Here is a 12,187-nt window from a genome sequence, read left to right as displayed (position 1 = left end):
CCTTTGCGCCCTCGGCTAAATTTCCGTCGTAGCGCCACAAAGTACCTTTAAAATAAACCATACCCTCTCTGATCTCGCCCTCGCCGCTCTCGTTTAAAAAGTCGTCTTTGACCTCGCCTTCGTGTTGATTAAATTTGGCCTTTAGCGGCTTTCTGAGTGCAAAAAGTAGGACTAACGAGGTGGTAGCGATGAGTAAAATTTGATACTCCCAAGCGATATCGATAAAAAATCCCAAAACTCCGACCGCTAAAAATCCAAGCCCGAAAAATAGTACGAAAAAGCTACCGAGCATAAACTCGAGCATGACTAATCCGACGCCGGCCGCTAACATCAAGTATGCGGGTATCATTTCGCCGCCCTAGCGCCCAAAAAGTCCTTTAAAACGCTTAGTGAGCCGATGAGCTCGGTCGCTTCGTAAGGGACTAAAATTTTATCTTTCGAGCCGTTTTTGGCTAGCTCGTTAAAGGCTCCGACGCGGTCGCGCGCGAGCAGGAACTCGGCTGCCTTGGCGTTTTGCGCCATGCTTTCGTTTATCATATCCATCGCCTCTTTTTGAGCCGTCGCTAGCGCGATTTGCTCGTATTTTTTCGCATCGGCCATACGCTCGATGGCTTCGGCTTGCAATACTTTTTCTTGTTTTAGCGCCTCGGCGTTTCGGATGAGCGCCTCTTTTTCAGCCTGCGCTTTTAGCTCGATCGCGCGTTTTTCGCGTTCGGCTTTCATTTGTAGATTCATCGCCTCTTCGATGCCGTGCGGGACGGAGATCTCGGAGATCTCGACGCGCATGATCTTTACGCCCCAGTTATCGGCGGCGTCTCCGAGCGCTCTTTGCAATGCGGAGTTTAGGCGGTCGCGCGAGCTAAGCGTGTCATCAAGGTTCATCGCGCCGATCTCGCCGCGCAGCGTCGTCATGGCTAAATTTGCGATCGCGCGTTTGTAGCTATCGACGTTATACAGAGCCATTTTGCCGTCCACGACCTTTAAAAACACGATGCCGTCGACGCTTATGTTTACGTTATCTTTGGTGATGACTTGCTGCTTGGTTATATCTACTAGTTGCTCTCTAACGGTGATCACGGCGCGGATCTGATCTACAAACGGGATGATGATGTGAAATCCGCCATCAAGCACCTTGTGAAATTTACCCAAACGCTCGACGATGTAGATATCAGACTGCGAGATGATCTTAATACCGGCTTTTAAAAACAAGACCGCAAAGGCCAGCACGACCACGGCAAATACGATAAACGGGATGCTCTCTTCCATGACTACTCCTTAAAATATTTTTTATCATTCTAGCCGCTTTTTGCTAAAATTTCGCCATTTTAGCGGAAAATTTTTAGTATAATTAGCCAAAATTTTAAGGATAAATCATGAAAAATATTTTATTTTTAGCTACGGCTGCGATGATATTTGCAGGCTGTGCGACCGGCGGAAGTGCCGTAAATAACAAAAAATGCGGCGGCACGGAGGTTTTTGAAACGTGCGGTGCTGAAATAGATAAGGAAAATTTGATCGGAGTTTACGAGGCTAAGGTGTTTTGCGACGGTTGTAGCGAAAACTCAAAAAGCACGCTAATCCTAAACGCGGACGGGACGTTTAAAATCGACACCGTTTATCAAAAAAAGATCGCGCAAAGAGAGGTGCAAAAGGGCATTTACGAGATAGAGGGCAACACCCTAAGCGTGACGAATCAATACCGCGAAAAGCTAAATTTCGAGATCAACGGCGATACGCTACGCCAGATAAGCAACCAAAACAGCTTCATCAAAGAAAATTTCGCCCAGGAGCGCATTTACAAAAAGCTAGAAGCTAACTAAGCGGCAAATTTAGCGCTCAAATTTGACCCGAAGCCAAAATGAATAAATTTATCGACCTGCTAAAAACGCAACCCGTTTTCGCGCGCCTCTCGCTCATACAGCTGATTTGTTATTTTGGCGTTTGGTTCTCGCACACGGGCATTTTCACGCTACTTATCGAGCTTGACGCGCCCGTTTGGGCTATCACGGCGGCGGCAGCGCTTGCTTTCGTGCCGGGCGTGCTGCTATCGCCTTTTAGCGGTATTGTGGTGGATAAATTTAGTCCTAAACCTATGCTAATAGCGCTCACGGTCGTAGAGATGGCGACGGTTTTTATGCTCGTTTTTATCGATAAGCTCTCCTTGCTGTGGCTGCTATTTGCGATAATATTTATCAGAGTCGGGGCCGGCGGAACCTATTTTCAGGTCGAGATGAGCCTGTTTCCCAAAATTTTAAACAAAGACGAGATAAAAACCGCAAACGAGATCCACTCGCTCATCTGGGCGTTTTCATATACCGCAGGCATGGGGCTAGCGGGCATTTATATCCATTTTTTCGGGATCAAAAGCGCCTTTTTGCTTGACTGCGCTCTTTACGGAGCTGCGCTTGTCGTCCTGCTTAAAACAGACATCGCCGTGCGAGCCAAAAAAGGCGGCGAAAAAGTCCGCGAGATGCTAAAAAACGGCCTAAAATACGTAAAACAAAATCCGCTCATCGCGCATCTCATCATGTTGCACGCGGTAGTTGGCGTAACCAGCTACGACGCGCTCGTAGCTCTGCTAGCCGACTACCCGTACGCTGGCCTACTCTCGGCATCGCTCATCATAGGCTATATAAACGCCTGCCGCGCCGTCGCCCTTATCGTCGGTCCGCTCGTGCTTAGCAAATTCGTCTCAAACTCCAACCTAGTCTATATCTACGTCGGTCACGGGCTGGGCGTCATCGCGTGGAGCGCACTTCAGTTTAACTTCTATATTGGATTTATCGGGATTTTCTGTGCGGGATTTTTTACCTCGACGCTTTGGAGCTACACCTACACGCTCATCCAGCAAAAGTGCGATCCCGCATTTTACGGCCGCATCATCGCCTATAACGATATGGTTTATCTAGGCGTCGCAGCGGTGATTTCTAGCGGTATAGGGCTGTTTTTTGAGCTCGGGCTTAGCCTCTGGCTGATCACGGCGCTGATAGGCTGCGTGTTTTTTGCAGGAGCGATTTATTGGATATTCGTGCGTAAAATTTACAAAGACGAGCTAGCGTAAATTTGCTTTGTGCGCGGGTTTAGCAAGGCAAATTTAAACACACAAATTTACCGTCCGCATCAAAAACGTAGCCGTCCGCTCGCGTCAAATTTAAGCAAATTTGAGCCGAATTTGACCCAAATTTACCTCGCCTAGGCCTTAGCGTAATAAGTCGTTCCGTTTGAAATATGCTTTTTATAAAGCGTCGTAAACGGCACTAAATCAGCATGTCCGACGTAGAGTCTGCCGTGATCGCTCAAAATTTTATGAAAGCGCTCGACCGTTTTTAGCTTAAATTCCTCGTTAAAATAAATCATCATATTTCGCGAGAAAATGATGTCGAATTTGCCTAGCTTAAAGATCGCGTCGTCAAAGATATTTGCCACGCTAAACTCGCATCTAGGCAGCATCTCGCGCTTGATTTCGTACTTGCCGTCGCGTTTTGTAAAGTAGATATTTTTTTGATTGTCGTTTAGGCGGTGCAATGAACGCTCGCTATAAACGCCCTTTTTACAGCTATCGATAGCCTCGGAGTTTATGTCGATACCCACGATGCTAACGCGGTTTACGTCGAGCAAATTTGAGTGCGCGAGCATACCTAGCGAGTATACCTCGTCGCCCGTCGAGCACGGCGCGCACAGTATCCGCACGCTATCAAGCTCCTCTCTGGCGTAATAAATCGCGGCTTGTAGCTGCGGCAACTCTCTGTAAAAATAAGTCTCGTTCGTGGTGATCAAATTTACGATTTCTTGCCTCATAAGGCGGTCTACGACGACTTTTGAACTTAACGCTTCAAAGCTTGGAATTTCGTTTGCCTGGCAGAAATTTATTAGGCGCTGCTTTATCATGTCCTTTTTGGACTCCAGATCCACGCCGCACATATTTTTGATAACTTCGACGAATTTATTTAGCCCCGCCACATCGCTGGGAGCGGGCGTCAAATTTGCATTTTCAAGCATGTAAAAACCTTTCTAGTTCCGCTCTTATACCGCCGATGGGTAGCGACTTCAAATTTGCGTTGATTTCTTTCGCGCGTTTTGGCATGCCGTAGACGATCGCGCTCTCCTCGCTTTCAGCGATACATTTAGCGCCGGCTTTATATAACTCGTTTAGCCCGCGCGCGCCGTCGTCGCCGATGCCAGTTAGCAGGATCGCCATGACGTCGGCAAATTTACAAGCCTGCACGCCGGAGTGAAAAAGCACGTCTACGTTGGGGTTATACGTGGTCTCCTTTGCCGGCGAGCACATGCCTGCCGTTAGGGGGCTAGCAGAGATTATCTCCGAGTTTTTTTCGCAGATATATATCGCGCTTTTTAGCTGCGTGGGTGCGCCTAGCATCACGACCTGCGCCGCACACTCCTTGTCAAACTGCGAGATAAAACTAGGGATGAAAGCCAGGCTCATATGCTGCGCGATAACGACGCTAGCTCCGTTTAGCTCAAGCCCTTTAAAAAGCCTTTTTAAATGTCCCGGACCGCCCGTCGAGGCGCCGACTAAGACCAATTTTTGTTTCAAATTTATTCCGTTTTTGAGTTAAATTTACGGCTATTTTATCTTTATTCGTATTAAATTTAGCTATAAGGCAAAAATACATAAAATAATGCAAATAATTTTATGATAACTGGATGCTGCGATAAAATTTGGATGAGATTTTAGCGCTTGGGGCAGCAGCCGAATAGTCGTCAAATTTTACTTTAATCGCAGCATTTTTACCTAAATTTTATGCGTTTTTTTGTATTTATCTTCAAATTTACGGCTTTTTGCTACGAGATTTACGTCAAATTTTACTTGATAGCAGGCGGTTTTATCTTCTTTGGACGAGGCTCTTTTTTATCGTGCGTTACCGCTTTTTCTAGTGCGTGTTTTGGGTAGTTTGCGCCTTTTGAAGCATTACCGCTAGCAAAAAAGAGCCGAAAATAAAATCAACAAAGGCAAGGCTAAAACCACTATTATCCCGACCGTCTTTTTCGTTTAAATTTACTAGCTCTCGCTCAAATTTAAGCTTGTATTCGCCACGAGCGCCCTATTTTTTATTCGTCATTTGATACAAAAAGTTAAATATTTCGGCGACTGCTTTATAGAGATTTGGCGGGACTTCCTCGTTTAGATCGACCTTGCTTAGAACCTCGATTAGATCGGCATCCTCTTTGATCGGTATGTCGTGAGACTTGGCTAGATTTATGATATTTTTCGCCACTTCGCCCGAACCCGTAGCTAGCACCCTAGGGGCATTATCTTTTTGACGGTTGTAGCCAAGAGCCACGGCTTTTTTAGTTTTTTGCACTTTTGCCAAATTTACGCCTTTTTATCAAAGCCCATATCAAGCTTATCCAGACCGCCGTAAACGCCGCTAAGGCGCAGTTTAGGCATAGTTTTTAGACTAAAATTCGACACTATCAAGCCCTGCTCGCCGATAGCCCTTTTTAGCTCCTTCGCACCGCTTAAGATGAGCTCCTTAAACTCCTCTTTTTGCGTCGCGATCGCAAGGTCGATGTATTTGTTTTCGCTAAGCGCCACCATGATGTTGATTTGGCCGAAATTTTGAAAATTTAGGTCGATTTGCGCGTAGTGTTTTTGCTTTTTACCCTGCTTAAACCTGATGTTTCCGCCCTCTACGCCCTCCCAGACGTATGGCAGATAGGTCTGCACGCCGCCTGCGACCGCGGAGGCTAGCTGGTGCATCTCGATTTGAGCGAGTAGCTTTGAGGCGGCGTCTTTTACGGAGCTAGCGTCAGAGGACTTTGACTGCATGTTTAAAAGTGCGCTTTTTACGTCGTTTTGCAGGACTTTCGCCGTCTCTTCGGCGCTTTTTGGCGTCACGGCGCCAAGCTCGCCGCGGGCGATGTTTTGCTGTTTTATTAGCTTGCCGACTTCATCTAAGTTGTTTTTTGCTTCAAAGCCGGCTTTATCGGCGATTTGCAGGGCGAAATTTAACTTTCTAGCCGCATTTTGCAGCTTATCTTGCAGCGTCGCGCCCTCGCTTCCTTCCGCGCCGTCTCGGACGATTTTTTGCGCGAAATCGTTAAATTTATCCTGCGAGGCCGCAAGCGCGCTAAGCTCGTCCGTTAGATCTTTTATCGCGTTTTTTAGCTCGGCGAAATTTAAAGCAAAGCCTCTGTTTTGACTTAGTTTTTCGCTGTTTAAATTTTGCATTTTCTCGCCCGCGTTTGCTAGTAGCTGCGAGACTTTATTTAGCTCGGCGTTTAGCGTTTTTTCGTTTAGGCTTAGCCCGCTGCCGCTCATAGCGCTTGCTTGTTTATCCATAAATTTAGCCGCATTTTCGAGCTTGTCAGCGATCTCAAAAAGCTGTTTAAAAGGCGAGCCCGCTAGCGTATCCTTGGCTGCGGTTTTAGCGTTTTGTAAAATTTGATCAAGCCTTGCAAAGCTCTCGTTCGTGCTTAGGCTGTCATCCTTAGCCAAGGCTGAAATTTGCTCCAAAAGCTGCTGATTCGAGAGATTTTTTATATCGCCAAATAGCTTATTTATCGCGCTAGGTAGGTTAAATTTGCCGTTTAGCGCGTCCTTTAAATTTGCCTCCAGCATAATGCCCGAGTTTTTTATCTGCTCGTTTAGCGGCGCGCTTTTTATGTCGGCGACGGGTTTTAAAAACTCCTTTAGCTTAAGCGCAAATTCCTTTAGATCGGGCTCGTTTTCGGCAAGCGCGGCGAGGCCTTTCATATCTTTTGCGAGATTTGGCGAGAGCTGGAGATTTTTAGCCTGCGCGGCTAGCTCTTTGGCCTGAGTCGGGCTTGATTTTAGCTCGTCTAAAAGCTTATTTACGAGCTTATCTAGATCCTTTACGGCGTTATCCGCGGCTTCGGAGCCTAAATTTTGCGAGGGCGCGGGCTGATTTTTAAAAAGATTTTTGGTTTCGCCCGCCTGCCCCGTTTGTCCGGCGTTTGCGCCGCCTACTCCGCCTGTTTTGGGTAGCGCGCCGCCGATGGCGGCCTGGGTCGCGATTTGCGAGCTTATAGCGTTATTTACTGATTCCATACGGCTATATCGTCAAATTTGAGATTTTCATTAGCTATTGGCCATCGTGCCGGGGCTATGCTCAAAGCCTCGCCTGCTTTCAAGCGGAACGGTCTTTTGCGTGAGGCAAAACGCGATGAGAAACGCAAGCAGCGCCGCATAAACCCACATAAAGCCGTCAAAGCCTAAAATTTTCATACTAGCGCCCATTATCACGGACGAAAGAAGCGAGCCAAAAGAGTAGCTAAAAAGCACGGCGCGCCCTACTTCGATGCCTTGATTTTTATGTTTTAAAACATCGTTGGCGCGAGCAAGCGATAACGCATAGAGGCAAAAAGCGCCGGAACCCAAAAAAAACGACAAAACGTACTGCGCGTAGATGGAGGGCTTAAGCGCCAAAAAACAAATAGCCGCAAATAGCGACACGCCCGCGCAGCACATTATCGCGGGGCGGCGGCCGAATTTATCCGAAAAACCGCCGATGAGAGAGTGGGCGATAAAGCCGCCCGCCATCGCGACGGTCATAAAAAACGAAACCTCCCTCGCGCCGTATCCTTGCAGCAGGATATAAACGCTAGCCATCGCAAAAAAGCCGTTTATGAGGATGCCCGCTACGATGCTGGTAATGAGTGCCAAAGGCACGAGCGCAAAGACCTTCGGGATCGAGACGCTCTTTTTTTCGGGGATCGGCGGCTCTTTGATGCGGATTAAATTTAAAGGAATACTCGAAAACAAAATAAACGCCGCGCTAAGCAAAAGCACGTGAGAAGTGGATAAATTTAGCGATAGCACGAGAATACCCAGCCCAAAACATACGTAAAACGTGATCTCGTAAAATGCCAGTACTCGCGAGCGCACTTCGTTTCTAGCGCGCGCGTTGAGCCAGCTTTCGATTATCATCAAAATCGAGTAGTAGCAAAATCCCAAACACCCGCGCAAAAACGCCCAAAAGTAGAGATTTTGGCTAAGGTCGTGAAACATCGCCGCGATACCAAAAAGCGACGCAAATATCCCAAAGCTCCTGATGTGGCCGACTTTTGAGACGATTTTATGCGAAAATATCGTAGCTATCATAGCTCCAACGAAAAATACCGCGATAACAAATCCCGTCTCAAGCTCGTCCGCGCCCATTTTTTTTAGCTCGACGCCGGCCGAGCTGATGATGAGGCCGTTTCCTACAAACAAAAACGCCATCCCTACAAATAATGCAAACATCGATCTAATCGTTATTATCGAGCTATTTCTCATTGCTTCTTACTCCATATATCAAAGCGCCCGCAGGCATCGCCGCAAGCGCAACCAAAAACGCGGCTATATCGAGGTTGCCGTGCCTTTTTAGCGCCAAAAATCCGACGACTAAAACTGCATACGCGATCAACCGAAACGGCACGAATGCGGTAAAGTAGTTGGGCGAATTTTGCTTTAAATTACGCGCGAAATTTTGCTTTTTTGAGGGCTTAGCTTCGCTATTTTGATTTAATTCGTTTAAATTTGACTCGTTTGCCCGGCTTAAATTTGACTCGCTATTTTGATCTGCGCCGCTTAAATTTGGATCGTCAAATTTGCCCTGCACGGCTTCGTTTTGTTCTGTTGCCGCGTCAAATTTAACCCGCTCATTTTCGCTATTTAAATTTAGCTGCGCCGCTTGGTAAAATTCCGCGTCCGTTTTTGCGTAGTCCTCTAAATTTAACGCGTTCAAGCGTTTAGCATCTTCGCGGTGCGGGTCATGCCCGTAAAATTTAGCCTCCGCAGGGCGATCGGGAAACTCCTCGTGATTTTCGCCCCACTCGTCTATATCGTCCTCTGCGGAGGCGTCATAGTCTCGCACTCCGTTTTCTACGCGTTTTTTGTAGGCTCTAAAGGTTGCGGCTAACACCAAAAGCGAGCCCGCAAAAGCAACCTGCGAGCTATAAAACCACGCGCGGCCAAATACTGCAGAACTCAGCAACAACAAAGCCTCAAACGCGCCGTAAACGGCAAGGAGCTTAAAATTCACTCATCGTCCTCGTCCTTTGCGGGTTTAAATTTACTCTCGTCTTTTAGCTGCTCAAGGCTTTTTATCTGTGCGTCGTAGGCCTTTTTGACGTTTAGCGCGGCTGCGGCTATACCGACGGCTATACCCGCAAACAGCGTCCACGTCCAGCCTGTTTCCTTCATGATCCAGTACCCCGCGCCCGAGCCGATAATAATCGCTACGACGATAGAGATGCCCAGGCTTAGCTGCTCGGCGCCTTTTACGATCTCGCCTAAATTTATCCTAGCCATCAGACAAATCCCCAACTGTTTTTTATCTGCTCTTTTATCTTTTCTCGCTCTAGTTTTGCCTCTTTTAGCCGCTCCTCCAGCTCGGCGATCCTGGCTTTTACGCCTTGCATCCTCTCGTGCTCGTCGTGCATCTCGTCCGTGATCTCGTCAAAGCTCTCGTCTGCGGCCCTAACGGCAAAAACTATATCCTCGTCGCTCATCGCCTTGCAAACAAAGCCCGTCTCAAACTGGCTAGGCGCTAGATAAACGCCGCGTTTTAGCATACTTGCGTGAAATTTGGCGTATAAATTTACGTCGCTTTTTAGCGCGTCGTCGTAGTTTTTGACCTCGTTTTGATTAAAGAAAAACCCGAACATCGAGCCTCGCACCGTCGTTTGCAGCGCGATACCGTGCTTTTTAGCGGCCTCGGCAAAGCCTCTCATTAGCAAATTAGCCTTTTTACTTAGCTCGGCGTATAAACCGTCGTCGGCAAAAATTTTACTTAGGCTCGCGATGCCTGCGGCCATAGCTACGGGATTGCCGCTTAGCGTGCCTGCTTGATACACTGCGCCTAGCGGACTTAGGCAGTCCATGATAGCGGCTCGTCCGCCAAACGCCGCCGCCGGGCAGCCTCCGCCGATAACCTTGCCAAACGTTACTAGATCGGCCTTTATACCGTTAAATTCGAACGATCCGCGCCTGCTCGCGCGAAATCCGCTCATGACCTCGTCAAATATCAGAACTGCGCCGTTTTCGTCGCAAAGGCGTCTAAGCCCGCTTAAAAACTCGTTGCTAGCAGGCACTAGCCCCATATTTCCGGCGATAGGCTCGATGATTAGAGCGCCTATTTTGCCCTTATTTGCCTCAAATATCGCCCGTACGCTTTCTAAATCGTTGTAGCGCGCTAGATACGTGTTTTTTACCACATCGGCAGGCACTCCGCCGCTTGAAGCATTGCCGTACGTCGTAGCGCCGCTGCCCGCTTTTACCAAAAGCGCGTCGCTATGCCCGTGATAGCAGCCTTCAAATTTTATCAGTCCGTCCTTGCCGCTAAAGCCGCGCGCCACGCGTATCGCGCTCATCGTGGCCTCGGTGCCCGAGCTTACGAAACGCACTTTTTCCACGTTTTGAAACTCGTCGCAGATTAGTTTAGCAAGCCTTGTTTCTAAATTTGACGGAGCGCCGAAGCTTAGTCCTTTTTTAGCCGTCGCTATCACCGCGCTCTCGATATCAGGGTCGCAGTGCCCGAAGATAAGCGGCCCCCAGCTCTGGATGAAGTCCAGATAGCGGTTGCCCTCGATATCGACTAGATACGCGCCCTCGCCGCGATCTACTATAAAAGGCTCGCCGCCGACGCTGCCAAACGCGCGAACGGGCGAATCCACGCCGCCCGGGATATAAATTTTGGCTAGCTCAAAAGCTTCTTTGTTCGTCATTTTTTATCCTTGTTGAAATTTATCACGTATTCGTAAAGCAAATTTATCTCTTCGTCGGTTAAAAAGTAGCTAGGCATCATGCTCCTTGCGCCAAGTACGCCTTTTTTAAACGTCTCTAAATCAAGATTATTTATCCTGGGAGCTACCAGTTCCTTTTCCTCTTTTACTTTGGTTTTTTTATTTTCTTCTTTGTATTTTGCGATCACGCTGCCCTCGCCGCCGCTGCCGTGACACTTATCGCAGCCGATGCCGCGCGGGTTTTGATAGAGCATCTTCGCGTATTCGTTTTTCGTGATAAAATCGCTCGCAAACGTCGCGCCGCAAAGTAGCCCCAAAATCAGCCAAATTTTCATAAATTCTTTCGCTTTTTCGTAAATTTAATCTAAAATTAGCTATCATACAATCTTTGCGATTAAAAAGTAATAAAGGACGAAAATGACGATATTAGACGGAAAAAACGTAAGCGCGCAGGTGAAAGAAAGAGTAAAAAACGAAGCGTTAAATTTGAAAAATCAAGGCATAGAGCCGGCGCTTGCCGTGATACTGGTCGGCGAGGATAAAGCCAGCCAAACCTACGTCGCGGCAAAAGAAAAAGCCTGCATAGCCTGCGAGATAAAAAGCGTAATGCACCGCTTGCCGGAATCCACGACGCAAAGCGAGCTAATCGCGCTAATAGACGTGTTAAATTTAGACGACGGCATCGACGGCATCCTAGTTCAGCTGCCGCTGCCAAAGCATATAGATACGAATAAAATTTTAGAAACCATTAGCCCCGCAAAAGACGTGGACGGCTTTGCCGCGATAAACGTCGGCAAACTAGCTAGCGGGCTTGACGGGTTCGTACCGTGCACGCCGCTAGGCATAATGGAAATTTTTAAAGCCTACGATATAAATTTAGAGGGTAAAAACGCCGTCGTGATCGGACGCAGCAACATAGTAGGCAAACCGATGGCAAATCTACTGCTAAACGCCAACGCGACCGTAACCGTGACGCATAGCAAAACGCGAAATTTAAAAGAAATTTGCGCAGATGCCGACATCCTCGTAGCCGCTATCGGCAGGGCTGATTTCGTAACGGCCGATATGGTAAAGGATGGCGTGGTAGTAATCGATGTGGGCATAAACCGCATGGACGACGGCAAGCTAAAAGGCGACGTCAAATTTGACGAGGTAGCGCCTAAATGCTCGTTCATCACGCCCGTTCCAGGCGGCGTAGGTCCGATGACTATCGCGATGCTACTGTCAAACACCATAAAATCGGCCAAAAACCGCGCGAAAAAGGCATAAATTTTGAAAAAAGCGTTTAATAAATTTTTGGATTTTTCAAACAGCTGGACGGGCACGGTCATCATCGTCTTGCTCGTGATTTTCTTTGTCGCGCAGGCTTTCGTGATACCGTCAGGTTCGATGAAGGACACGCTTTTAGTTGGCGATCATCTTTTTGTTAAAAAATTTAGCTACGGTATCTCGACTCCGCGCATTCCGTGGATCGAGG

Annotated in this window: 15 protein-coding genes; 4 read left to right on the top strand and 11 right to left on the bottom strand. The window is 47.8% G+C overall.

Annotated features, from left to right (window positions below; genetic code table 11):
• Positions 1-349, bottom strand: a 349-nt coding sequence (locus tag RYL88_RS08125; RefSeq protein ID WP_314990445.1) for a nodulation protein NfeD, incomplete at its 3' end; no start/stop codon positions are given.
• Entirely contained in the window at positions 346-1,266 is a 921-nt protein-coding gene (locus RYL88_RS08120) for an SPFH domain-containing protein (protein WP_009493831.1), read from the bottom strand. The genes RYL88_RS08125 and RYL88_RS08120, both read right to left, overlap by 4 nt.
• Positions 1,267-1,373: 107 nt before the next feature.
• Between RYL88_RS08120 and RYL88_RS08115 the strand changes: the two genes are divergently transcribed.
• Both RYL88_RS08115 and RYL88_RS08110 read left to right on the top strand, forming a co-directional pair.
• Positions 1,374-1,820, top strand: a complete 447-nt coding sequence (locus tag RYL88_RS08115; protein WP_297968900.1) for a copper resistance protein NlpE N-terminal domain-containing protein — start codon at positions 1,374-1,376, stop codon at positions 1,818-1,820.
• A 38-nt stretch (positions 1,821-1,858) separates the two neighbouring features.
• Positions 1,859-3,061: an MFS transporter gene (locus RYL88_RS08110; protein WP_314990444.1), complete on the top strand. Its 1,203-nt coding sequence runs from the start codon at positions 1,859-1,861 to the stop codon at positions 3,059-3,061.
• Positions 3,062-3,192: 131 nt separating this feature from the next.
• Here the strand turns inward: RYL88_RS08110 and RYL88_RS08105 are convergent, their stop codons facing one another.
• From RYL88_RS08105 to RYL88_RS08065, 9 genes are all read right to left on the bottom strand, one after another.
• On the bottom strand, positions 3,193-3,999 hold the full coding sequence (locus RYL88_RS08105; protein ID WP_314990443.1) for a protein-glutamate O-methyltransferase CheR: 807 nt from the start codon (positions 3,997-3,999) through the stop codon (positions 3,193-3,195).
• On the bottom strand, positions 3,992-4,555 hold the full coding sequence (locus RYL88_RS08100) for a CheB methylesterase domain-containing protein (RefSeq protein WP_314990441.1): 564 nt from the start codon (positions 4,553-4,555) through the stop codon (positions 3,992-3,994). The genes RYL88_RS08105 and RYL88_RS08100 overlap by 8 nt, the downstream gene beginning before the upstream one ends.
• Positions 4,556-5,063: 508 nt before the next feature.
• Positions 5,064-5,333, bottom strand: coding sequence for a FlhB-like flagellar biosynthesis protein (locus tag RYL88_RS08095; protein WP_297968908.1), 270 nt, complete (start codon positions 5,331-5,333; stop codon positions 5,064-5,066).
• A 2-nt stretch (positions 5,334-5,335) separates the two neighbouring features.
• Positions 5,336-7,033, bottom strand: a complete 1,698-nt coding sequence (locus RYL88_RS08090; protein WP_314990438.1) for a flagellar hook-length control protein FliK — start codon at positions 7,031-7,033, stop codon at positions 5,336-5,338.
• Positions 7,034-7,063: 30 nt separating this feature from the next.
• Entirely contained in the window at positions 7,064-8,260 is a 1,197-nt protein-coding gene (locus tag RYL88_RS08085; RefSeq protein WP_295140698.1) for an MFS transporter, read from the bottom strand.
• Positions 8,250-9,008, bottom strand: a complete 759-nt coding sequence (locus RYL88_RS08080; protein WP_314990436.1) for a potassium transporter TrkA — start codon at positions 9,006-9,008, stop codon at positions 8,250-8,252. Before RYL88_RS08080 ends, RYL88_RS08085 begins: the two co-directional genes overlap by 11 nt.
• A complete protein-coding gene (locus tag RYL88_RS08075) occupies positions 9,005-9,277 on the bottom strand; it encodes an AtpZ/AtpI family protein (RefSeq protein WP_314990434.1) in 273 nt (90 codons plus the stop codon). Before RYL88_RS08075 ends, RYL88_RS08080 begins: the two co-directional genes overlap by 4 nt.
• Positions 9,277-10,692 carry a glutamate-1-semialdehyde 2,1-aminomutase gene (gene hemL / locus RYL88_RS08070; protein WP_314990432.1) on the bottom strand — a complete coding sequence of 472 codons (1,416 nt, stop codon included), beginning with the start codon at positions 10,690-10,692 and terminating at the stop codon, positions 9,277-9,279. The genes RYL88_RS08075 and hemL overlap by 1 nt, the downstream gene beginning before the upstream one ends.
• Entirely contained in the window at positions 10,689-11,045 is a 357-nt protein-coding gene (locus RYL88_RS08065; protein ID WP_314990431.1) for a c-type cytochrome, read from the bottom strand. The genes hemL and RYL88_RS08065 overlap by 4 nt, the downstream gene beginning before the upstream one ends.
• A gap of 82 nt (positions 11,046-11,127) precedes the next feature.
• Here RYL88_RS08065 and folD point away from each other — a divergent pair, with 82 nt between their 5' ends.
• Positions 11,128-11,979, top strand: a complete 852-nt coding sequence (gene folD, locus RYL88_RS08060; protein WP_314990429.1) for a bifunctional methylenetetrahydrofolate dehydrogenase/methenyltetrahydrofolate cyclohydrolase FolD — start codon at positions 11,128-11,130, stop codon at positions 11,977-11,979.
• 3 nt (positions 11,980-11,982) lie between these two features.
• Positions 11,983-12,187, top strand: a 205-nt coding sequence (locus RYL88_RS08055; protein WP_314990426.1) for a S26 family signal peptidase, incomplete at its 3' end; no start/stop codon positions are given.

The sequence above is a fragment of the uncultured Campylobacter sp. genome (genome assembly GCF_963517995.1).
In the GTDB taxonomy this organism is placed as follows: Bacteria; Campylobacterota; Campylobacteria; order Campylobacterales; family Campylobacteraceae; genus Campylobacter_A.
This window is presented reverse-complemented; position numbering and strand designations above follow the sequence as displayed.